Annotated in this window: 19 protein-coding genes and 3 pseudogenes; 15 read left to right on the top strand and 7 right to left on the bottom strand. The window is 62.8% G+C overall.

The annotated features are described in order from the left end of the window. Positions 1-15: 15 nt before the first annotated feature. The 7 genes from AC4LE2_RS07670 (at position 16) to AC4LE2_RS07700 (ending at position 6424) form a co-directional block, all read left to right on the top strand. Positions 16-1437 (top strand): formimidoylglutamate deiminase, encoded by a 1422-nt coding sequence (locus AC4LE2_RS07670; RefSeq protein WP_491825189.1) that lies wholly within the window; start codon positions 16-18, stop codon positions 1435-1437. Then, positions 1434-2237: an N-formylglutamate deformylase gene (gene hutG / locus AC4LE2_RS07675; RefSeq protein ID WP_491825190.1), complete on the top strand. Its 804-nt coding sequence runs from the start codon at positions 1434-1436 to the stop codon at positions 2235-2237. The genes AC4LE2_RS07670 and hutG overlap by 4 nt, the downstream gene beginning before the upstream one ends. Before the next feature lie 27 nt (positions 2238-2264). Then, complete coding sequence (locus AC4LE2_RS07680; protein ID WP_491825191.1) at positions 2265-2870, top strand: HutD/Ves family protein; 606 nt, start codon at positions 2265-2267, stop codon at positions 2868-2870. A 43-nt stretch (positions 2871-2913) separates the two neighbouring features. Further along, on the top strand, positions 2914-3219 hold the full coding sequence (locus AC4LE2_RS07685) for a DUF1330 domain-containing protein (RefSeq protein WP_491825192.1): 306 nt from the start codon (positions 2914-2916) through the stop codon (positions 3217-3219). Positions 3220-3330: 111 nt separating this feature from the next. Further along, positions 3331-5046: a right-handed parallel beta-helix repeat-containing protein gene (locus AC4LE2_RS07690; protein ID WP_491825193.1), complete on the top strand. Its 1716-nt coding sequence runs from the start codon at positions 3331-3333 to the stop codon at positions 5044-5046. 263 nt (positions 5047-5309) lie between these two features. Then, the gene (locus AC4LE2_RS07695; RefSeq protein ID WP_491825194.1) at positions 5310-5534 is read left to right on the top strand and encodes a VF530 family protein; all 225 of its coding nucleotides are present in this window, start codon (positions 5310-5312) and stop codon (positions 5532-5534) included. A 5-nt stretch (positions 5535-5539) separates the two neighbouring features. Then, positions 5540-6424, top strand: coding sequence for an alpha/beta fold hydrolase (locus AC4LE2_RS07700; protein WP_491825195.1), 885 nt, complete (start codon positions 5540-5542; stop codon positions 6422-6424). A gap of 26 nt (positions 6425-6450) precedes the next feature. Here AC4LE2_RS07700 and AC4LE2_RS07705 read toward each other — a convergent pair whose 3' ends face one another. Further along, entirely contained in the window at positions 6451-7719 is a 1269-nt protein-coding gene (locus AC4LE2_RS07705) for a hypothetical protein (RefSeq protein ID WP_491825196.1), read from the bottom strand. Positions 7720-7961: 242 nt separating this feature from the next. On the opposite strand from AC4LE2_RS07705, the gene AC4LE2_RS07710 reads away from it, so the two are divergent. From AC4LE2_RS07710 to AC4LE2_RS07740, 7 genes are all read left to right on the top strand, one after another. Further along, the gene (locus AC4LE2_RS07710) at positions 7962-8051 is read left to right on the top strand and encodes a K(+)-transporting ATPase subunit F (protein ID WP_491825197.1); all 90 of its coding nucleotides are present in this window, start codon (positions 7962-7964) and stop codon (positions 8049-8051) included. A gap of 3 nt (positions 8052-8054) precedes the next feature. Continuing rightward, positions 8055-9749: a potassium-transporting ATPase subunit KdpA gene (gene kdpA, locus AC4LE2_RS07715; protein WP_491825198.1), complete on the top strand. Its 1695-nt coding sequence runs from the start codon at positions 8055-8057 to the stop codon at positions 9747-9749. A 13-nt stretch (positions 9750-9762) separates the two neighbouring features. Further along, positions 9763-11811 (top strand): potassium-transporting ATPase subunit KdpB, encoded by a 2049-nt coding sequence (kdpB, locus tag AC4LE2_RS07720; RefSeq protein WP_491825199.1) that lies wholly within the window; start codon positions 9763-9765, stop codon positions 11809-11811. Positions 11812-11832: 21 nt separating this feature from the next. Continuing rightward, positions 11833-12390, top strand: coding sequence for a potassium-transporting ATPase subunit KdpC (gene kdpC / locus AC4LE2_RS07725; RefSeq protein ID WP_491825200.1), 558 nt, complete (start codon positions 11833-11835; stop codon positions 12388-12390). 18 nt (positions 12391-12408) lie between these two features. Beyond that, complete coding sequence (locus tag AC4LE2_RS07730) at positions 12409-15036, top strand: DUF4118 domain-containing protein (protein WP_491825201.1); 2628 nt, start codon at positions 12409-12411, stop codon at positions 15034-15036. A gap of 9 nt (positions 15037-15045) precedes the next feature. Beyond that, entirely contained in the window at positions 15046-15735 is a 690-nt protein-coding gene (locus AC4LE2_RS07735; RefSeq protein WP_491825202.1) for a response regulator, read from the top strand. Positions 15736-15858: 123 nt separating this feature from the next. Beyond that, the gene (locus AC4LE2_RS07740) at positions 15859-17412 is read left to right on the top strand and encodes a hypothetical protein (RefSeq protein WP_491825203.1); all 1554 of its coding nucleotides are present in this window, start codon (positions 15859-15861) and stop codon (positions 17410-17412) included. 79 nt (positions 17413-17491) lie between these two features. Here AC4LE2_RS07740 and AC4LE2_RS07745 read toward each other — a convergent pair whose 3' ends face one another. Then, on the bottom strand, positions 17492-18631 hold the full coding sequence (locus AC4LE2_RS07745) for a glutathione-independent formaldehyde dehydrogenase (RefSeq protein ID WP_491825204.1): 1140 nt from the start codon (positions 18629-18631) through the stop codon (positions 17492-17494). 99 nt (positions 18632-18730) lie between these two features. Continuing rightward, a complete protein-coding gene (locus tag AC4LE2_RS07750) occupies positions 18731-19048 on the bottom strand; it encodes a hypothetical protein (RefSeq protein WP_491825205.1) in 318 nt (105 codons plus the stop codon). Between the two features lie 239 nt (positions 19049-19287). Here AC4LE2_RS07750 and AC4LE2_RS07755 point away from each other — a divergent pair. Beyond that, a pseudogene (locus AC4LE2_RS07755) lies at positions 19288-19419 on the top strand (ATP-binding cassette domain-containing protein); the annotation flags it as partial. Positions 19420-19946: 527 nt separating this feature from the next. Here the strand turns inward: AC4LE2_RS07755 and AC4LE2_RS07760 are convergent. From AC4LE2_RS07760 to AC4LE2_RS07775, 4 genes and pseudogenes are all read right to left on the bottom strand, one after another. After that, on the bottom strand, positions 19947-20933 hold the full coding sequence (locus AC4LE2_RS07760) for a GlxA family transcriptional regulator (protein WP_491825206.1): 987 nt from the start codon (positions 20931-20933) through the stop codon (positions 19947-19949). 3 nt (positions 20934-20936) lie between these two features. Next, positions 20937-21479, bottom strand: a complete 543-nt coding sequence (locus tag AC4LE2_RS07765; protein WP_491825207.1) for a cysteine hydrolase family protein — start codon at positions 21477-21479, stop codon at positions 20937-20939. 251 nt (positions 21480-21730) lie between these two features. Next, positions 21731-21884 (bottom strand): annotated as a pseudogene (locus tag AC4LE2_RS07770) (GNAT family N-acetyltransferase); the annotation flags it as partial. Between the two features lie 26 nt (positions 21885-21910). After that, positions 21911-22878: pseudogene (locus AC4LE2_RS07775) on the bottom strand (IS30 family transposase). Positions 22879-22927: the final 49 nt, after the last annotated feature.

The raw sequence follows: 22927 nt of genomic DNA on the forward strand, positions 1-22927 counted from the left end.
TGCCCAGAGGTGTTTGTGGATACATCTATAGCGTCTGCTGCCCACGCCCAAGGCAGCGTGTTTGCCGCCAACGCCCTGCTGCCTGACGGCTGGCACCGTAATGTACTGCTGAGCTGGAACGCCAACGGTGACTTCACCACCGTACGCAGCGACGCCGCGCCCTCGGCTGGCACGCCGATGGCCCATGGGCCGGTGATCAGCGGCATGCCTAATCTGCATTCCCATACCTTCCAGCGCGCCATGGCGGGCTTGACCGAAACCTTGGGCGACCCGGCCGACTCGTTCTGGAGCTGGCGCAGCCTGATGTATCGATTCGCCCAGCGCGTGCAGCCCCACCACCTGCACGCCATTGGCCGCTACCTGTACATCGAGATGCTCAAGGCCGGCTACACCTCGGTGTGCGAGTTTCACTACGTTCACCACGGTGTGAAAGGCCAGCCGTACGCAAACCCGGCCGAATTGTCGCTGCAGGTGGCCCACGCCGCAGAGGAGGTGGGCATCGGCCTCACCCTGCTGCCTGTGCTGTACCAGTATGGCGGCTTTGGCCAGGCCGAGCCTTTACCCCACCAGCGACGGTTTATCAGTTCGCCCGAGTGGATACTGGAGCTTCGCCAGCACCTGCAACAGGCGCTGCCGCAAAACGGTAATCGGCGCTACGGTGTGGCGCCGCATTCGCTGCGGGCGGTGAGCGAGGCGTCCTTGTCGCGCCTGATTCAAGGGCTTGACGCCGAGGATCCGGGCGCGCCGGTGCATATTCACATTGCAGAGCAAACACTCGAAGTCGAGGAGTGCAAGGCGGTGCTAGGCCAGCGGCCGGTGCAATGGCTGGTGGATCGCCAGCCTGTGAACAACCGCTGGTGCCTTGTACATGCCACCCACATGGACGATCAGGAATACGCGGCACTGGCACGCAGCGGTGCCACCGTGGGCCTGTGCCCCACCACTGAGGCCAACCTGGGCGATGGCCTGTTCGACGCGCAGCGCTTTCTGGCGGCCAATGGGCGCTGGGGCATAGGGTCGGACAGCAATGTCGCGGTCAACCCGTGGGCCGAGCTGCGCCTGCTCGAATACGGCCAGCGGCTGCTGCACCGCCGGCGCAATGTATTGGCAAGCCCTGGCGCCCCGAGGGTGGCCGACCGGCTCTTCGCTCAGGCGGTCAACGGGGGCGCGGCGGCCACCGGCCGTGCGGTGGCCGGGCTAGCGGTAGGGCAGCGCGCTGACCTGGTGGTGATCAGCCCGGACGCCCCCGCTGCCCACCTGCACGACCCCGCGCAGCTGCTTTCCTCGCTGGTGTTTTGCGAGCATGGCAACAACCCGGTACGCGATGTCTTCGTGGGTGGCCGGCAGGTCATCGACGACGGGCAGCACGCGCTGCAAGCAGACGCGTTGCACCGCTACCGCGCCACCCTGGCCGATTTACTGGAGAAAGCCCCATGAGCCACGACCGTACCTTCAACTTGCAGCAGGGCGCAGGCCCGTTGTTGATTTCCATGCCCCACATTGGTACGGCACTGCCGGATGACCTCAAGGGATGCTACAGCGTGGTAGGGCAGGCGCTCGATGACACTGACTGGCACCTTCATGAGCTGTACGGCTTCGCCGCCGAACTCGGGGCCTCGACCCTTCGCCCGCGCTATTCACGCTACGTGATCGACCTGAACCGGCCGGCCGATGGCGCCAACCTGTACCCCGGCCAAAACACCACGGGCCTGTGCCCCCTGACCACCTTCGATGGTGTGCCCCTGTACAAACCAGGGCAGGTACCCGACGACGCCGAGGTTGCGCGGCGCCTTGAGCTCTACTGGCACCCCTATCATCAGGCGTTGCAGCGCGAACTGGAGCGGATCACGGCCCTTCATGGGTATGCCTTGCTGTGGGAGGCCCACTCGATTCGGTCGGTCATTCCGCATTTGTTCGAGGGGGAGCTGCCGGTGTTCAACTTCGGTACGGCCAGCGGCAACGCCTGCGCCCCTGGCATTGGGGAGGGCTTGTGTGCGCTGGCCGAGCAACTGGCCCCGGCGCTACCAGCCGTGCTCAACGGGCGTTTCAAAGGCGGCTACATCACGCGCCAGTACGGTAACCCTGGCGAGGGGGTGCACGCTGTGCAACTTGAGCTTGCACAGCGTGCCTACATGGAGGAAGCGGCGCCTTACGCGCTACAAGGCGCCCGTGTGGCCAGTTTGCAACCGGTACTGCGGGCGCTGATCGAGCGATTTCTTGCATTCGTACCTGGCTGATTACCACCCTGGCAGCGAGGCGCGCCGATGACCCATGCACAGGTGTACACCCCCGACCACTACACAGCCATGCCCTGGAAAAACGGCGCGGGCACTACATTGGAAATCCTCCAGGCGCCGGCCAACCCAGCCGGCGAGTATGACTGGCGCCTGTCCATTGCCCGCGTCGACGCAAGCGGGCTCTTCTCGGTGTTCCCCGGCTATCGCCGGATCATCACAGTGCTTGAAGGGGATGGCATGGTGTTGGAGGTGAATGGGGTAGAGACTGAGCGGCTCATGGCCTATGCCCCCTTCAGCTTCGACGGCGCCGCGCACGTCAGTTGCCGGCTGCTGGGCTCGGCGATCCAAGACCTGAACCTGATCTACCAGCCTGGTCGCGTCCGCGCCGCATTGCGTTGGGTAAGTTGCCAGCCCGCGACTACGGTGAGTTCTGCTGCCACCGAGGTGGTGTTTTTCAACCCCTGTGCTACACCGGTCAAGGTCACGGCGGTAAGCAGCGGGCGGCAGTATGTGCTTGGCCAGTGGGCTACCTTACGGGTTAGCCAGGCGTCAGGCCTGCCGCGACTCTACAGCCTGGAAGCCACCGCTGCGCAGGTGTGTGTGGTGGAGGTGGACAGCAGCGCTCCACGTTAAAGTGGTTTACCGTAGTGCCCATCACTCAACACAGGGTTTACCTATGAAAGGCTACTGGATCGCTCAAGTCGATGTGACTGACCCCGAACAATACGCGCAATACACTCAACGCGGCCCTGCTGCCTTTGCCCAATACGGCGGGCGGTTCCTGGCGCGGGGCGGGCGCTGTGAAGCGGTTGAAAACGGCCCGGCGGCGCAGCGTATCGTGGTGATTGAGTTCGAGTCCTACGAGCAGGCCCTGGCGTGCTACCGCTCGCCGGAGTATCAAGCCGCCGCCGCGTATCGAGAAGGCGCAGGCACGGCCAAGGTCATTGTCGTAGAAGGGGTGAGCCCACCTGTGGCGGGCTAAACCTGCTCGTGGTGGCGCTGCCCGGCGGCGCCCGCGCGCACAAACGCTGGACGCCACTTCGTTCACTCCGTACAACAACGGTCACTTATCGGTGTTGGCGGAGAGACAGGCATGGCGCAGCAATTCGATGTGAGGGAGTTCGGGGCGGTGGGTGACGGGCGCACCAGCGACACCGCTGCCATCCAAGCAGCCATTGACGCCGCTGCCCTCGCAGGGGGCGGCGAGGTGTACATTCCGGCCGGCACCTATAGCCTCACGGCCGGTGCAAAGCCCGCCGATGGCGCGCTGATGATCAAGAGCAACGTGTTCATCAAAGGCGATGGCATGGGTGACACCGTGCTGAAGCTGGCGGACGGCTCCAACCATGCGGTCACCGGGTTGATTCGCTCCGCGAGCGGAGAGGCCACTCACGATTTCGGTGTCAGTAACCTGACCCTCGATGGCAACAGGGCCCATACCACCGGGAAGGTGGATGGCTGGTACAACGGCTTTGCGCCGGGGCAACCGGGCCAGGACAGCAACGTCACCTTGAGCGGTGTGGAGATCCGAGACTGTTCAGGCTACGGCTTTGACCCGCATGAGCGCACGGTCAACATGCTCATCGAAAACAGCGTGGCGCATGGCAACGGGTTGGACGGGTTCGTGGCCGACTACCTGATCGACAGCACCTTCCGTAATAACCTGGCCTACGGCAATGATCGGCACGGCTTCAACCTCGTAACCACTACCCATGACTTCGCGCTGCTAGACAACGTGGCCCACGACAACCAGGGTGGCGGAATCGTGGTGCAGCGCGGCAGTGAGGACATTGCATCCCCGTATCACCTCAGGGTGTCGGGTGGCGAAGTGTATGGCAATGGTGCCGAGGGCGTGCTGGTCAAGCTCTCCCGCGGTGTGGAGGTGACCGACGTGGACATCCACCACAATGGCACCTCAGGCGTGCGGGTGTATGGCAGCACTGACGTCACTGTGCGCGGCAACCTGATCCATGAAAATGCACAAGGCGCGGTCAACCCGGAGGTCGAAGTACTGCCTTTTGATGACCGCCATGGCAGCTCTGGCAAGGTGCACTTGGCAGACCACGTGATCGTGACAGGCAATACGATCGCGGGCAGCGGCAACAGTACCCATGGTGTAGAGGAACTCAACGGCCAGAACGGCGACACCTCGATCCATGGCAACACTTTCGCTCATTTGAGCCTGAGCGATGTGTGGCTACAAGGTAAGGATCACGTGGGCAACAACACCGATGCCCCCGCCCAGGAAGGCAGCGCGCGCGGTGATCTGCTCACCGGTACGGCCACCGGTGATTCTCTCAACGGCAAGGCCAGCGCGGATGTGCTCAGCGGTGCGGGTGGCAGGGACTGGTTATGGGGCGGGGAGGGCAATGATCGGCTCAATGGCGGCACTGGCAGTGATGTGTTGATCGGTGGAAGCGGCGCGGATGTAATGCTCGGCGGCAAGGGCGCTGATGTGTTCCAGTTCACTTCGATGGTCGACAGCTACCGCACCAGCACCTCTAGCCACGCCGATCGCCTGGCCGACTTCGACAGTGCCCACGACAGGATCGATGTATCCGGGCTGGGGTTTACCGGTTTGGGCGATGGCCACGACGGCACCTTGAAGCTGATGGTCAATGCCGACCATACCCGTACCTACCTCAAGAGCCTGGACGCCGACCTACTGGGCCACCGCTTCGAGTTGACCCTTGATGGCGACGTTAGCGCCCATGCTCAAGCGTTCGTGTTCGATAAAGAGCAGGTTGCCGCGCTTGAGCTGATCGGTGTAGCGCCCCATCACCTGGGTGATGGGGCCGGCGTCCAATAGCCCGGTGTTAACGCACGGTGCGCGTTGATCGGCGGCCCTTGTGGGAGGCAACGCCAGTTGCCGAAAGGGGATGTTCGCGAACTCCGCCGTTGGCTGCGTTCACTCCTACCGACAGGTGTTAACGCACGGCGCGCGGTGATCGGCAACCCCTGTAGGAGGCAACGCAGCTGCCGAAAGGGCCATTAGGCGGTACCGCAGCAATGCTGGCCCCACGCAAGCGGTGCTGCTACGCTTCCATGCCTCTTTTGAACGGCCTGGCGACCATGACTTTACCTTCCAACAATCCCCTCCACGGCGTCACCCTGGAGGCATTGCTCACTGAGCTGGTCAACCACCATGGCTGGGCAGAGCTTGCCCGGCGCGTGGACATTCGCTGCTTCAAGAGCGACCCCAGCATCAAATCCAGCCTGACCTTCCTGCGCAAAACCCCCTGGGCGCGAGAGAAGGTGGAAGCGCTGTTCATTGAGCTGCGACGAGGCCGAGGATAACACCCATGAAACGCATTAACGCTGGCGTGCTAGACGTGGCCTACCTTGAAGTGGGCCCTGCCGATGGGCCGCCAGTGGTGCTGTTGCATGGGTTCCCGTACGACGTCCATGCCTACGACGCCGTGACCGCGCAACTGGCGGGCCATGGGCTGCGATGCCTCGTGCCCTGGCTACGTGGCTATGGGCCTACCCGGTTTGTGAGTGACGACACGCTCAGGTCGGGCGAGCAGGCCGCACTGGGAGCGGACTTACTCGCGTTCCTCGACGCGTTGGGAATCGAGCAGGCGGTCGTGGGTGGCTATGACTGGGGTGGCCGCGCGGCCTGTGTGGTGGCTGCGTTATGGCCGGCGCGCATGAAAGGCCTGGTCAGTGCGGGTACCGGCTACAACATCCAACACATCGCGCACGCCAACACGCCGGCCCGCCCTGAAACGGAACACACCCTGTGGTACCAGTATTACCTGCACGGTGAGCGTGGCCACGCAGGGCTTGAAGCCAACCGCGAGCCCTTCTGCCGCCTGCTGTGGCAGCTCTGGTCGCCGCAGTGGGCATTCGATGACGCCACCTACCACCGTACCGCCAACGCTTTCCATAACCCCGACTTCGTGAGCGTGGTCGTGCATTCCTATCGCCACCGCTTCGGCCTGGTTGCCGGCGACCCGGCTTACCAGTCGATCGAGGCCCGATTGGCCCAGCAGCCCACCATCAGCGTACCCACTTACGTGCTGGAAGGCGCCAGCGATGGCGTGGCGCCTCCTTGCGTTGAAGACACCGGTGCCGCTCACTTCACCGGGCCTTATCAGCGTGAGGTGATTACTGGCGTGGGCCATAACCTGCCTCAGGAAGCCCCTGAGGTGTTTGCCAAGGCGGTGTTGGCGGTGATGGGGTAGGTCAATTACTGAGTACTGCCTGCCCGTTACTCTTGGTGGCAGCGGTAGCCACGGGCCTCTTCCTCACTCACTTGCGCCTGTGCCTTGCTCTCGCATACCTGAGGGTGGCGCCGGGCGTTCCACAGCACGGCTTTGGTCTGGTCCACGGTGTACAGCGTACGACACACGTAGCCGGCCTTGGCGCTGCCCGTTTCTACCCAAATGGCACGGCGATCACCGCCTTTTTCGCAGGTGTAACGGCTAGGGCCCTTGTGCGGTGCCGGCGCTGGCGTTGCAACGGCCGCCGTCACGGTTGGGGCGGGTGAGTCGGGAACGGCTGCCGGTTGGCCGCCGGCGCCCTGCACCAAGGCAACCGAGGGGTAGAACAGCCCCGGCTCGACGCGCTCAGGCCATTGCCACAGCAGCGTCCAGCCACCTTCAAGCGACAGGGCGCCAGCGGCGTGAGGCAAGGCGGCTGGGGCGCTGGCCTGTGACTCCGCAGGCGAGGGTGCCACCGGGGCGGAGGGCACTAGCGGCGTCAGGGTATTCAGTGCCCAGCCTTGCACGCGGCCCGCCAGGGCAACGGCAGCCTTGGCGGGCAGCCCCTGGCACTCCACCGTGCCGGACATGCAGTACAGCTGCCTGCCATCCCGCACTAACACGGCGGCGCCCGCGTCGAAAAACAGCTCACGCAGACGGTGCTCGTCGCCACCGGCCGCTGCCACCGCCAAGCCGCCCAAGGCCGCTGCCAGGCTGGTGCGCTCGGTCACCTTTGCCGGCACGCCCGAACCATCGGTGCCTGCGTCAGTGGCCCACACGCCTGCTCCGGCCAGCATCCCTACGCTCAAGGCCTGTTCTGGCGTTGCTCCCGGTTGCTGGTAAGCCCACCAGGCGCCATAGGCCGCGGCACCCGGGGCGCCACCGTACACGCTGCTGGTGAGCTGAGTAGTGGCATTGCCGAGCCTGAAGGCTTGCGCCACACGGTCTGCGCCCTTGGCCTCGCCTGAGGCCTGGCGCGCATTGGCCAGGCTCAGTGGGCCGATCAAGGCCTGTAGGCGGGCATCGGTGTCGCGCCCTGGGGCGGCCACCTCGCGGCCGGCGATAAAAGCCTCGATCACCGGTTGGGCGGTGCCGGGTTTGACCCGGTCGGCGGCTTGCGAAGCGCTGGGCTCAAGGCGCACCACGGCTGCCCGCACATCGCTAAGCGACTGGTCGGCGATAGGCCCCCAACCCGGCATCAACATGCTGCTGGCGAGGGCTGGAAGCGGGGCGGCAAAGGCGGTGCAGAGCAAAAACAGGGAACAGCGTGAGGTCATAGCGATGCCCGTGGGAGTAGCAGGAAGGGTGTCGTCGACCACAATCTGAAGACATAAAATGGCAGCCAGCATAGCGTGGATTGGGCAACTGGCAAGGCCAAAGCCTTGAAAACCGGCCGCGCTGCACCCGGCCAGCAAACGTTACGCATTCTTTATGCGCCCCATCGGCCTTGATCTAGAGACTTTACGGGCAGGGCGCAGACACTTCAGGCCAAGCGGCAACCCGCACCCTGGAGACTGCAATGACTGTATTGGACTGGATTTCCCTCGCCCTGGCCCTGGGGCTTTTCGCCTACCTGCTGGTTGCGCTGATGCGCGCGGATCGGGGATAGGCCATGCACGGTTATGACTATGCGTTGATCGTGGCCTTTCTGGCGTTGGTGTTGCTGCCCGCTCCATTCCTTGGCCGTTTTTATTACAACGTGATGGAAGGCAAGCGCACCTGGCTCTCGCCAGTGATAGGGCCGTTGGAACGGGCGTGTTACGGGCTGTCAGGCGTGGACCCGCGCGTTGAGCAAAACTGGCGTCATTACGCCTTGGCTTTGCTGGCATTCAACGCGGCAGGGTTCTTGCTGCTGTGGGTGCTGTTGATGTGCCAGGGCGTGCTGCCGCTCAATCATCAGCACCTGCCCGGCATGGAGTGGACGCTGGCGTTCAATACCGCCGTCAGCTTCATGACCAACACCAACTGGCAGGCCTACAGCGGCGAAGCGTCGTTGTCTTACCTGAGTCAGATGGCCGGGCTGACCGTGCAGAACTTCGTTAGCGCGGCCACGGGGATCGCCGTGCTCGTGGCCCTGTGCCGAGGGATCAGCCGCCGCTCCGCCCAGGCCATTGGCAACTTCTGGGCTGACATGACCCGCGCCACCCTTTATGGCTTGCTGCCCCTGTGCCTGGTGCTGGCACTGGTGCTGGTCTGGCAAGGCGTGCCGCAGACCCTGGACCAGTACGTGAGCGCCGTGACGGTACAGGGCGTGGATCAGCTGATCCCGCTGGGCCCTGCCGCCAGCCAGATCGCGATCAAACAACTGGGTACTAACGGAGGTGGCTTCTTTGGCGTGAACTCGGCGCACCCCTTCGAAAACCCCACCGCGTTGAGCAACCTGTTCGAGCTGGTGTCCATCATCCTGATCCCCGCAGCGCTGGTCTTCACCTTCGGCCACTATGTGAAAGACCTGCGCCAAAGCCGCGCCATCATCGCCTGCATGCTCGCGTTGCTGCTGATCGGTGGCGCCGTTTCCCTCACCGCTGAATACCAACCCAACCCCGCGCTCAACCTGCCCCTGGTAGAGCAAACCGCGCCACTGGAAGGCAAGGAGAGCCGCTTTGGCACCACCGCCAGCGTGCTCTGGTCCGTCGCCACCACCGCTGCCTCCAACGGCTCGGTCAATGCCATGCACGACAGCCTCAACCCTTTGAGTGGCATGGTGGCCATGGCCAACATGATGCTGGGCGAAGTGGTGTTCGGCGGCGTAGGCGCGGGCCTTTATGGCATGTTGCTTAACGTGCTGATCGCGGTATTCCTCGCCGGTTTGATGATCGGCCGTACCCCGGAATACCTCGGCAAAAAGCTCCAGGCTCAAGAGGTGCGGCTGCTGGTGGTTACCCTGCTGGTGATGCCGCTGGGCGTGCTGGCATTGGGCGCGCTGGCCTCGGCCTTGCCTGGCCCGGCGGCGGCGGTCAGCAACCCTGGTGCCCATGGCTTTAGCCAGTTGCTGTACGCCTACACCTCTGCCTCCGCCAACAACGGGTCGGCCTTCGCAGGGTTCGGCGCCAATACGCCCTACCACAACCTGATGCTGGGGCTGGCCATGCTGTTGGGCCGCTTCGGGTACATCCTGCCCGTGCTGGCACTGGCCAGCAGCCTGGCCAACAAGAACCTCGCCCCCGTCAATGGCAATAGCTTCCCCACTCATGGGGTGCTGTTCACGGTGCTGCTGACCGTGACCCTCCTGCTGGTAGGGGGGCTGACGTTCTTGCCAGCCCTGGCACTGGGACCAATCGCTGAACACCTGAGTATGGGTTTCTGAGGCCGTGAACAACATGAATATCCAAGCGACTACCCCTGCTGTTCAAGCACCGGCCAAGACGTCCATGCGCGCGCTCTGGCGCCCGGCCCTGGTGCAAGCGTTCGTCAAGCTGGACCCACGCCAGCTCAAGCGCTCACCCGTGATGTTGGTGGTGGAAGTCACGGCCATTCTGACCACGGTACTGTGTGCAATACCCGACCCGGCCGTGCCCACTGGCATCGCTGTGCAGATTGCTCTATGGCTGTGGTTTACCGTGCTGTTCGCCAACTTCGCCGAAGCCTTGGCGGAAGGCCGCGGCAAAGCCCGCGCCGACAGCCTCAAGGCCGGCAGCGAAGGGTTGACGGCGCGCCGTCGTACCGCTGATGGCGTATTTGAAAGCGTGCAGGCCACCCAACTGCGCAAAGGCGATGTGGTGCGGGTGGATGCGGGCCAGATGATCCCCGGCGACGGCGAAGTGGTCGAAGGCATCGCGGCGGTCAACGAGGCCGCGATCACCGGCGAATCGGCACCGGTGATTCGGGAGTCGGGCGGTGATCGCTCGGCTGTGACCGGCAACACTCAAGTGGTGTCCGACTGGCTACTGGTGCGCATGACGGCTGAGCCGGGTGAGTCCACCCTTGACCGGATGATCGCGTTGGTAGAAGGCGCCAAGCGCCAGAAAACCCCCAACGAGGTCGCGCTGGACATCCTGCTGATCGGCCTGACGCTTATCTTCTTGCTGGTTGTGGTCACGCTGCAACCCTTCGCGCGATTTTCCGGGGGCAGCCTGCCGCTGATCTTCCTGGTGGCGCTCCTGGTTACCCTGATCCCCACCACCATCGGCGGCTTGCTCTCAGCCATCGGTATCGCCGGCATGGACCGGCTGGTGCGCTTGAACGTGATCGCCAAGTCTGGCCGTGCGGTAGAGGCGGCCGGGGACGTCCACGTGCTGCTGCTGGACAAAACCGGCACCATCACCTTTGGCAACCGCCGGTGCAGCGCGCTGTATGCCGCCCCAGGCGTCAGTGCCATGGAGCTGGCCCAAGGCGCACTGCTGGCCTCGCTGGGCGACGAAACCGCCGAAGGTAAGTCCATCGTTGAGTTTCTGCGGCGCCTGCACACCATGGATGAGCCCGCGGCAGGCACCTTCACGGCTGTGGCCTTCAGTGCGCAAACGCGCCTGTCGGGGGTAGACCATGGGCCAGAGCAGTACCGTAAGGGCGCGGTGGACTCACTGCTCACCCACATCGGCCTGACCCGCGCCACCTTGCCTGCGCCCCTGGCCCGTGAAGTGGACGCTATCGCCCAAAGCGGCGGTACGCCTTTGCTGGTGTGCCGGGGCCAGCGCCTGCTAGGTGCCATTCACCTCAAAGACGTGGTCAAGCCGGGCATCCGCGAGCGCTTCGAAGAGCTGCGAGCGTTGGGCATTCGCACGGTGATGGTGACCGGCGACAACCCACTCACGGCGGCTGCCATCGCCGCAGAAGCCGGAGTGGACGACGTGATCGCTGAAGCCACCCCCGAGAAGAAACTGGCGCGTATTCGTGCCGAACAGGGCGATGGGCGCCTGGTCGCCATGTGCGGTGACGGTGCGAACGACGCCCCCGCTTTGGCGCAGGCAGACGTGGGGATGGCCATGAACGATGGTACCCAGGCCGCTCGCGAGGCCGCCAACATGGTAGACCTCGACAGCGACCCCACCAAACTGCTGAACGTGGTGCGCATCGGCAAGGAGCTGCTGGTGACCCGTGGCGCCCTCGCTACCTTCTCCATCGCCAACGACGTGGCCAAGTACTTTGCAATTCTGCCGGCGCTGTTCACAGCGGTGTACCCGCAGTTGGGCGTACTGAACATCATGGGGTTGGCCAGCCCGCGCAGTGCCATCCTCTCGGCGATTATCTTCAACGCCCTGATTATCGTCGCGCTGATTCCCCTGGCGTTGCGCGGGGTGCGGGTGAAAGCGGCCAGTGCTGCTCACCTGCTGCGACGCAACCTGTTGATCTACGGCGTTGGCGGCCTGGTGGTGCCCTTCATTGGCATCAAAGCCATCGACCTGGTGTTAAGCGCGCTGCGCCTGGCCTGACCCTTACTGGAGCATTGACCCATGATCGCTTTACTTCGCCCCGCCTGTTCCCTGGTCGTGCTGCTGACCCTGGTCACCGGCATCGCTTACCCGCTGGTGGTCACCTGCATCGGCCAGGTAGCCTTTCCGGAGCAAGCCAACGGCAGCATCGTCTATGACGCCCTGGATAAACCCAAGGGCTCGACACTGATCGCCCAGGGCTTTACCGGCGAGGGCTGGTTTCAGCCTCGCCCCTCAGCTGGGGCGTACGCCACCGTAGCCAGTGGCGCCAGCAACCTGGCCCCGAGTAATCCGGCCCTGGCCGAGCGGGTGAAAGCCGACGCAACCGCTGCTTATGTAGAGGGGCAGGGCCCGGTACCACTGGCTTTGCTGACCACCAGCGGCAGCGGCCTGGACCCGCACCTGTCACCCGCAGCCGTGGAGTACCAGGCAGCCAGGGTGGCCGCCGCGCGCCACCTGCCTGCCGACCAGGTACGCGCGCTGATTGCCGAGCACACCGACACTTCACTGTTCGGGCCACCTGTGGTTAATGTGCTGGCGTTGAACATCGCCCTGCAAGCGATCACCTCTCAGCCCTGACCATAGCGAGCCTACCCCATGAGTGACGCCGGCCGCGCCGACGCCCTGCTAGCTGCCTTGCCCCACACCGGCCGAGGCCGGCTCAAAGTGTTCCTGGGGGCAGCGCCCGGGGTAGGCAAGACCTACGCCATGCTTCAGGCCGCCCACGCCCAGCTGCGGCAGGCCGTACCCGTGCTGGTGGGGGTGGTCGAAACCCATGGCCGCACTGAAACCGAGGCCTTGCTGGTCGGCCTGCCGCAGCAGCCACTGCGGCGGGTGACCTACCGCGACCTGCCTATGGACGAGATGGACCTGGACGGGCTGCTCCAGGCCTCGGCGCGCCTGGTACTGGTGGACGAGCTCGCCCACAGCAATGTGCCCGGCAGCCGACACGCCAAGCGTTGGCAGGACGTACAGGAGATGCTCGCCGCAGGCCTGGACGTGTACACCACAGTCAATGTGCAGCACCTGGAAAGCCTCAATGACCATGTGCTGGGCATCACCGGCGTGCGGGTGCGCGAGACCGTGCCCGACTGGGTGCTGCAGGGGGCCGATGAGCTGCTGCTGGTCGACCTGCCGCCCCGTGAGCTGCTGGAGCGCCTGCGTGACGGCAAGGTGTATGTACCCGAACAGGCGCGGGCGGCCATCGAGGCGTTCTTCACCCAGACCAACCTCAGCGCGTTGCGCGAGCTGGCCATGCAAACCGCTGCGGCGCAGGTGGACGCCGACCTCGCCCAGGGTTACCGACGCTTGGGGCAGGCCGCGCCCACGGTGCGGGGGCGGCTGTTGGTCGGGGTAAAGGCCGACGCCCAGGCCAAGCGCCTGGTGCGCCATGCCAGCCGCGTGGCCCAGAGCCGTCACTTGCCGTGGTCAGTGGTGCATGTGGACGACGGCCATCCGCAGGGCGAGGCGGCACGGCAGCACCTGCACTTGGCGCAGCAGCTGGCCGAGCGCTTGGGCGCCGATGTGGTGGTATTGGGGGCCAGCGGCGTGGCCCGCACCCTGGCGCAGCATGCGGCGGACCGTCGGGCCAGCTTGCTGTTGGTGGGCCAGCCGCGCAGGCGCTGGTGGCGGCCTTCCTGGTGGAGCCTGTCAGGGCGATTGCTGCGTGAGGCGCCCGGCCTTGAACTCAATCTGCTGAACCGGGGGGAGGTGGTTGCACCTGCCCGCACGCACAGCGGGCAGGCCTGGCGCTGGCGGGACTACGGCCTGGCCCTGCTGGCGACCCTGTTTGCCAGTGCCTTGGCTTGGGGCGTGGCCAGTGTCATGGCCCTGCCTAACATCTCCCTGGTGTTTCTCGCAGCGGTGCTGTTGGTGGCAGTACGCAGCAGCCTGGGCCCCGCGCTGGCCAGCGCGGTACTGTCCTTCGTGGCGTACGATTTCCTGTTCATTCCGCCCAATTTTTCGTTGCGCATACAGCGTGAGGAAGACGTGCTCACGCTGCTGTTCTTCCTGCTCATGGCCGCGCTCACCGGCAACCTGGCGGCGCGGCAGCGGCGGCAACTGAGCGCGCTGCGCGAGGCTCAGGCGCAAACCACCCGGCTGCTGGAGCTGTGCCGCAGCCTGGCCGCCGCCACCGACCGCCAGGCGGTGCTGAGCGCTGCGACCCATCACCTGCAAGGCTGGGACGGGCTGGACATCCGCCTGCTGGAGCAGCCGCCGGGCGAAGGGGGCGCTGCACTGGCCTTTCAGGACACTGAGCGCGCGGCCGCCGACTGGGCCTGGCGGCATGACCAGCCTGCGGGCCGTGGCACCGGCACACTGCCAGCAGGCCGCTGGTGGTGGTGGCCCGTGGCACTCGAAGGCCGCGTGTTGGCATTGATCGCCGTGGCTGAGCAGCGCGACGGTGGGTTGAGCAGCGAGCAGCGCCGTTTGCTGGCCGCGCTCAGCCAACCCCTGGCCCAGGCCCTGGCCCGTGCCAACCTGGCCCAGGACCTTGAAGCCGCTCGTTTGCATGGCGAAACTGAACAACTGCGCAGCGCGTTGCTGGCCTCGGTGTCTCACGACCTGCGCACGCCGCTGACGGTCATGCGCGGGAGCATCGACAGCCTGCTCACGCTGGGTGACATGATTACGCCAGGCGACCGCCTTGAATTGCTCACAGGGACCCAGGCCGAAGCTGAGCGCTTGGACCGCTACATCCAAAATTTGCTCGACATGACCCGGCTGGGCCATGGCGCGCTGAAACTGGCACGCGACTGGGTGGCGCCGGGGGACATCCTTGCCAGCGCGGTGGGGCGCTTGCGCACCGTACTGCACGCCTTGCAGGTGGAGGTGCAGGCTCCCGCGTCGCTGCCGCTGCTGTACGTCCATGCGGCCTTGATCGAACAGGCCCTGGTCAACGTGATCGAAAACGCCGCGCGCTTTTCCCCCGTCAACGGCCGTGTTCAGGTGCAGGCCGAGGTACAGGAGGCGTTCGTCGTGTTCAGCGTAAAAGACGAGGGCCCTGGCATTCCGGCCGAGGAGCGGGCGAAGATCTTCGACATGTTTTACACCGCCGCACGAGGGGACCGGGGCGGGCAGGGCACGGGCTTGGGGCTGGCCATCTGCCAAGGCATGGTGGGGGCGCACGGCGGCCACATGGAGGTAGGGCCGGGGATTGAAGGCCATGGCACTTGTATCGCCCTCTGGCTGCCTTTACCTTCCCAGCCAACGATGGACACGTGAACCCTTTCCATGACTGCAAAAGCCACTGTGCTGGTGATCGACGACGAGCCACAGATCCGTAAGTTCTTGCGCATCAGCCTGGCCTCTCAGGGGTATCAGGTGATCGAAGCGGCCACCGGCGAAGAGGGCATCAGCCAAACCGCACTGGCCCGCCCCGACCTGGTGGTGCTGGACCTGGGGTTGCCCGACCTGGACGGCCAGGCGGTATTGCGTGAACTCCGTGGCTGGTCCGAGGTGCCGGTCATCGTGCTGTCAGTGCGCGCCAGCGAGGCGCAAAAGGTCGAAGCGCTGGACGGCGGCGCCAACGACTACGTGACCAAGCCGTTTGGCATTCAGGAGTTTTTAGCCCGTGTACGTGGCTTGCTGCGCACCTCTACCGGCTCGCCCACTGGCGATGCCCAGGTTGAGGTAGGCCACCTGCGCATCGACGCCGCTGCGCGCAGGGTGACGCTGAGCGGTGAAGAGGTAGAACTCACGCGCAAGGAATACGCCGTGCTCTGGCTATTGGCGCGCTACCCCGGCCGGCTGATTACCCAGCACCAACTGCTCACAGAGGTGTGGGGCCCCACCCACGCAGATAAAAGCCATTACCTGCGCATTGTGGTTGGCCACCTGAGGCGCAAGCTGAACGATGACGCCGCTGCGCCGAGGTTGATTATCACTGAACCGGGTGTGGGGTATCGGTTGGGGGAGGGGTAGTGAGCTACCCAGCAGGGGCTTTACGCTGCTCAAAGCAGTGCGGGCGCCGGCCAGGGGTTAGGAACCAGATAGCCAAAGCAGACCACTCAGAGGGCAATACGTACTCTTTTCTATCGGTAGGTTATGGACATTCAACGCTCTCACAGTGCTGGCATTTTCACTAACAGCGGACTGGAGCAAGCAGGCGCATCTAAACCCAGCCAATCCCCGGGTCAAGCGCTTAACGATGTTGTAACAGATCGCTCTAGAGACTATTTGCTGCGCATGTTGACGCATGGCACGTTGCAGCAAAAACAAATGGCCAATAGTGCGATCGGGGCGCTAGCGAGTGGCGCATTCATCCCCAATCCAGCGATGGAAGCGCCCGTTAAGCAGTTTGGCATACCTATAGACGCCACGATGGAGCACAGTGCCGGTGTGCTGCTTGCAAACTTCATTGCCCATGATGACCAACTAGAGTTAATGGCATTGGGTTTTCGGGAAACGCGTTTTTTAGACAATGACGCGGGCCCGGTTAAAATTTTTGCGCTTGAGCATGCTCAGGACCTTGAGCACGTTGAAGTCTCTGCCGGAAAACACAAGGCGTCTTCTTTAAACGAGAGTGAAGCCAGCCAAAGCAAGATTTTGTCTCGATCTGAATCAAAAAAACTGCCGGCATCGAAGACAGACACAGGTTTGAGCGCAACCTCTGCCACGACCAAACCCGCCAACCTTTCAAATTGGGAAATCAGAAAAGCGCGCATGCATGTTAAATATGAGGCGAAAAAATTTGATTTGACGCCCATGACCGTTCATATGACGTCTGCACGTGCTGACCAGCGAATCAAAGAAGCGCATGACCAAGGTAAAGAGATTAGTGGATTTTCTGCCAACGCTTTGGCTTTCAAGGATGTGATGAAAGCTAAGCTTGTGAAAAGGAATAGAGCCCCTGATGGCGGGCAACCCGCTACTTATCAGGCGCCTGTCAGCGTAGCTGAGAGACCAACACCCAAAGGGCTGGCGTATGAGTTTCCAGCGGCTTGTTTTTTACAGTTTTATGAAGACCATCTTCTGGAAGAAAAAGAAGATAAAAAGCCAAAAAAAGGCAAAGCGTTGGCGGAGCCGCTACCTCCTACGGCCTCCCCTTTGCGCTCATCTGTACGATCGACCCTTTCTCAGCCAGCGGGCTTGATTGCGCACCAGGAATCACTGAAAGAACAAGAGGATGGAGGAGAAAACAAGAGCAGGGCGTCTTCGAAATCATCACGTTCCTCAGGTTCTACTGTGTTCGAAGATGTGCAACCGGTCCGTCCTCGGCCAGCGGGCATTACTGGACTTCAGGACTTACTGACAGAGAAAGAGACTGAGGAGGAAAGCGGGGGCAGAGCCTCTGTGGAGGCGTCACCTTTCACCGGCTCTAGTCGTGCGCGACCAGCGCCCTTGACTGAGAATCAGGAATTACTTTTAAAGCTGGAGAGGTTAGGCAACCAGCCTTCACCAAGCTCCTCTTCCGAATCAGTTAATAAGCCGCCTGAACTGAGTCGAGCGCCTACTGTGCAGGAACCGCAGCACCTCGTGAGCGCGTTTGACAGCGACAGCGACGGGGATAGAAATAGTGGCAGCGATTTCGGGTCTATAGTGATAGGCACTGTAGTAGAAAGCGAAAGCGACGCTAGCGCCTCAGAGAAAAAACGCTAGCCGGTGTACGCATTGGGTTATCCCAAGCGCGTACAACAACGCCGCTTAAAGCGGCGGCGTTGTCCACACTCCTACGGCATTACGCAGCAGGCTTGAGCACCACCTTGGTCCAGCCAGGGTCGCGCGCATCGAAGTGCTTGTACGCGTCAGGCCCCTCCGCCAGGCTCAGGCTGTGGGAAATGATCTGGGCGGGGTTGGCGCGGCCGTGGTGGATCAGCTCGGCCAAGCGGCGGTTGTAGTGCTTCACGTTGGCTTGGCCGGTGCGGATCGACTGGCCTTTGAACCAGAACGAGCCGAAGTCGAAGGCCATCTTGCCGTCTTTGGCCAGGTCGCTCTGAGCGCCAGGGTCCTGCGGCACGAACACGCCGACGACCCCGATCCCGCCCGTCGCCTTGGTGGAGGCCACGAGGTTGTTCATGGTGAGGTGGTTGGCTTCATGGCCGTGTTTGTCACAGCACTGGTAGCCTACGCACTCGCAACCACGGTCAGTGCCCATGCCGTTGGTGTAATTAAGGATCTGGTCGACCGCTTCGCCCTCTACCGAGTTGATCGCAATGGCGCCCATTTGGGTCGCGAGCTTCAGGCGGTCAGGGTGGTTGTCCACCACGAACACCTGCGAAGCGCCTTTGATCATGGCGGAGTGAGCTGCCATCAGGCCCACCGGGCCCGCACCGTAAATGGCGATGCTTTCACCTGGCATCAGGCCAGCCAACTCGGTAGCGTGCCAACCGGTGGGGAAGATGTCCGAGAGCATCACGTAGTCGTTTTCTTTCTCGGCGGCGTCTTCCGGCAGCACCAGGCAGTTGAAGTCGGCGTAAGGCACGCGCAGCAGCTCGGCCTGGCCGCCCTGGTACGGGCCCATTTCAGCGAAGCCATAGGCAGCACCGGCGCTGCCGGGGTTCGCGGTGAGGCAGAAGCCGGTCAGGCCTTTTTCGCAGTTGGCGCAGAAACCACAGCCAATGTTGAAGGGCAGGCACACGCGGTCGCCTACTTTCACGCGGTCCACACCTTGGCCTACGGCGATCACTTCGCCCATGTTCTCGTGGCCGAACACACGGCCGGTTTCGAAGCTGGTGCGGCCTTCGTACATGTGCAGGTCGGAGCCGCAGATGTTGGTGGTGGTGATACGAATCAACGCGTCGGTAGGCTTTTCAATTCTGGCATCCGGCACGTTCTGCACACTGACGTCGCGGGGGCCGTTGTAGACGATTGCTTTCATGAAGTTCTCCAGCGTAGTGATCGGTACATAGAGGTGTGGCTGATCGGGGCTGAAAGGGTTCATGCGTCACGGATGAACGCCCGACGAATGGATGGTGGGCTAACTCAGGTGTTCATACCATGACGCATAGGGGCTGTTCTTGACCAAATAGCGGTTGAAATCAGGTGCGCCGTCGCTCCACCACGCCGGGCCGCGTTCGCCCAACGCAACCTTGGCCGCCTGCACCTGGGCCCTGGCCAGGCGCATGGCATCGGCGCTGTCGCTGGCCTTGGCCGCCTTGACCGCGCGCCGGGCGTCCATCAAGGCATGCACCTGGTGCTGGCGTTCAGACTCTGGCAGAGCAGGGTTGCTGCAGCGCCATAGGCGCCCCCTTACAACAAAATAACGACCGTCCGGGGTGGTGGGGTAAGTGGGCATCAAGGGCACTCCTAGGGCTAAGCGGCCTCAAGCATACCCTGGCGTAATACGGCACGGAGAATGGCGGCTTTATAGGGGCCACCGGATACCACGATCACCTTGTTGATCTGGCGCAGGTCCCCGAGGCTGATCTACCGCGCAAGCGGCCCGAAGCGTAGCGGCATTGCTGGCATCCACATTGGCGGGCGCGACGTGACCTACTTGGAACCCGCGGACCGTGGCGTGGCCAAGGCCCAGATCGACGACAGGTATGCGAGGCCGCGCGCATCCTTCAGCTCGAACCCTTACTGCAGCGCAAACCCAAGGCGCTGTCGGGTGGGCAACGCCAGCGCGTAGCGATTGGCCGCGCCATCGTTCATGAGCCCCAGGTAGAGGCCATGCTACGCCAGTTCCTGTTAGGCACTCGGTCCTGGGTATAGCCCTTGAGCGGCTCGCGTCATATTCTGCTTTGGAAGGTGGAGAGGCAGTATTGGGTGTAATGAGGAAGGTCGTACAACGGACGGTGGAGTAACCCAGGTGGGCAAAGCAACCTATATCCTCAACGTCAAAACGAGTTTCACCGTAACCTGACTCGAGTATTACTCCATGTTTGTAAGCTTTAAAGTTGGTCTAGCCCACAGACTAAACTGACTAAAACGCTCATTGACAAATGGCCAAAGCGGTGGTCCCTTCTTTTATAGGCAATCAGGTTGGTGCATGCCTTCTCCTTCCTCCAAGCCCATGAACCGCAATGGGTCGCGGTGCAGCATATCGTTGAGGAATTGGTAGCCGGTAGTGCCAGAGCGGAGTACCGCCGCGCTAGCAGCTTCCAACGAGACACTGATCGCCATCGTACGCCGCTTCAAGCTGAAGTAACCCAGGCGTGTACAGCCTCGAACCGGTCAGCCGGTTTTGGCGCTCAGGCCAGGCTTCGGCTTCTCGACGGCGGCGCTGCTTCATATTTGGCCCAGATGCGCCGCAGGTGGCGGGCCGAGCCAAAGCCTGCCCGCTGAGCAACGCTTTCCATGTCCAGGCCAGGGTGGCTGAGCAGCTCCCGTGCCAAGGCTACCCGCAGCCGGTTGAGGTAATCCAGAGGGCTGATCCCCGCTTGTTCGTTGAACAGCCGGCCCAGGTGCCTGGCGCTGGTGAAGGCCAAGGCCGCCATACGCTGCACGGTCCAGTCCCCGGCGGGGTCGGCCGCTACCGCATCCTGCACCCGATGCAAGGCCTGGTGCAGGTGGTTGCGGCCGCTCAGCCAAGGGGATAACTGCGGGTCATTCCCCGCCCTGCGCATATACACCACCAGATCTCTGGCCACGGCGCATGCCACCTGCGCACCCCGCAGCTGCGCCAGCACGTGCAGCATCAGGTCGAGGCCAGCGGTCACGCCAGCGCTGCTGCTGATGCAACCATCGGTGACGTACAAGCGGTTTTCCAGCACCGTGGCCGTGGGCGCCAGCGCTTGTAACTGTAGATACAGGCCATGGTGGGTGGTGCAGTGGCGACCGTCGAGCAAACCCGCCCGGGCCGCGCTCAATGCGCCGCTGCACACGCAGATCACCTGCAGATTCGCAGGGGCTACTACCTTTTGCAGCCAGGGTGTCAGCAGCGCGCTGGCCGCATCATAAGCCGCCCCCTGTTCAACATTCTCGGGCCGGGTAGACCCTACCAGCACCACCAGGCTGCCTGCCGGCAGGCCACCCGGCAGAGGCGCCAGGCCCGCCAGTGGCAGACCAATCGAGCTCTGCACATCAGGTAGCGGGCACAGGTAATGCAACTCGAAGCCCAGCTCGCCCTGGCCGGTATCCCAGGCCAGACGTGAGGCCAGGCGCAGCACTTCCGCAGGCCCCACGAGGTCGAGCATTAGCACTTGAGGCAACATCACGAAATACACCGGCGTGGCCATGACTTAGCCTTCCAGGGCCTGGGCCACGGTCAAGATACGGGCAAACCGCCCCTCTAGCACCAGCTCGGTGCGCTCGCGAATCTCCGCGGGGCTGTATACGCGGCCGGTCCCCTTGTGGGTCATGGGGAAGGTTAAGGTCGCTTCGCTTACGTAATCCACCGCCCAGCCGCTGTCGGACGCGTGCCGGGTAGTGGTCTCGCAGCATTGCTCGGTACGGATGCCGCTGACGATCAGCCGGGAAATTCCTCGTTGGGTCAGCCAGGCAGCCAGGGGCGTGCTGGCCAGTGCGCTGTGATAGTGCTTGTGAAAGGTCACCGCCGGGTCGAGGGTCAGCTCATCCAGCGTTTGCACATGGCCAGAAGCCAGAGAAAAATGACCCTGCTCGCTCACATGGAAAATACGCACTACAGGAATGCCTTGCCGTGCGCAACCGTCGATTAGCGACTGCTGCTGTTCCAGGTAGACGGGCAGGTCTGCTGCAGACCAATAAGGCGCGTGACGAAAGGAGGTTTGAGCATCGATCACAAGTAGCGCGCTAAGCGTCATGGCAGGTCCTGGTCAGTGGTTGGAGAACTATCGCAGGGCATAGCTTAACCGGGAAGCAGGCTGGCCCAACAGCACGCAGACAGACACACTCAGGACGTTTTCGGACATTGCATCGCCTGTTGGTGACAAACCGGGCTACTATCAGCGGCGCCACACCGGTACAGCCAGGTTCACTGGCGGCCCGCCGGGCTTTCGTTAAATCACTTGTGGTCTTTCCTATCCTAATTCGGGCTCACCTTTCCTATAAGCCATCAAAGCTTTTTAGACATAAATACTCGGCTGACGCCTTCCGGATCGCAAGCCACCTCACCGAAACGCACCCAACCATTTTTTTTAATAAAATCCAGGCGCTTGGAAACTTATGGTGTAAAGCACTGCGGAACGACATCCGCGGTCATGGGCTTGGCGGCCTCAGGTTCCAAATGCAACAGTCAGTTAACTGTGTTCAGCCGATTCGTCGCCAGCAGCTGTAAATGCTCCGTCAGCACCTCTACAGGGAATTTCCATCCCAGCGTTTGCCGTCGCCGAGTATTTAGCAGATCTGCAATTTCATCCAGGCGCGCCTGAGTGGCCTGCGAAAGGTCAGTGCCCTTGGGCAAGTACTGGCGTAGCAGCCCATTCGTATTTTCGTTGCTGCCACGCTGCCAAGGGCTGTGCGGGTCAGCGAAATAGATGGTCATCCCGGTACGCGCCATTAGCTCTGCGTGTCTGGCCATTTCGCTACCCTGGTCATGCGTCATGGTCTTGAGCAGCGCTGGCGCCATACGAGACAGTTCTCGCGTCATCGTTTCGAGCGCAGCATCTGCCGTAGGCGCATCGAGCTTGGCCAAAATCACAAACCGACTGGTGCGCTCCACCATCGTGGCCACGGCCGAGCGATTGTTCGCGCCCATGATCAGATCGCTTTCCCAGTGCCCCGGCACCTGGCGGCCTTCAACCTCTTCAGGGCGATGGCGAATATTTTGCTCTGCAGGATAGCGTTCGCGCCGTGTCGGGCTGTTGGCTCGCGTACGCCGTTTACCCTTGCCTTGGCGCAAATAACCAATGAGTTGCCGTTTGAGTTCGCCACGCGGGTACGCATAAATCGTCAGGTAAATGGTTTCGTGACTCACATGCCGCTCGGGATTATCAGGCCAGTAGTCCTTGAGTTTGGCGGCAATCTGTTCTGGAGACCAGCCCTTGGCTAATAGGCTGCGCACGACTTGGAACAACTCGCAATCAGGGGCGAGAATTTTCTTGCGTCGAGGTACATGCTTCAAGGCACGTGCCTTGCCCCGGCAGCGCTGGCATCGTAGTAACCCTGAGGCTGACGACGCACTTCTCGGCTGAGTGTGCTGGGATGGCGTCCCAGTAAGGTGGCTATGGTGCGCAGCGAGGAGCCTTGCAAACGCATGATCATGAGGGTGACGCGCTCTTCAACGGTCAAATGGGTGTAATGAGTAGTTATG

This window comes from Pseudomonas sp. 9.3L (genome assembly GCF_058536285.1).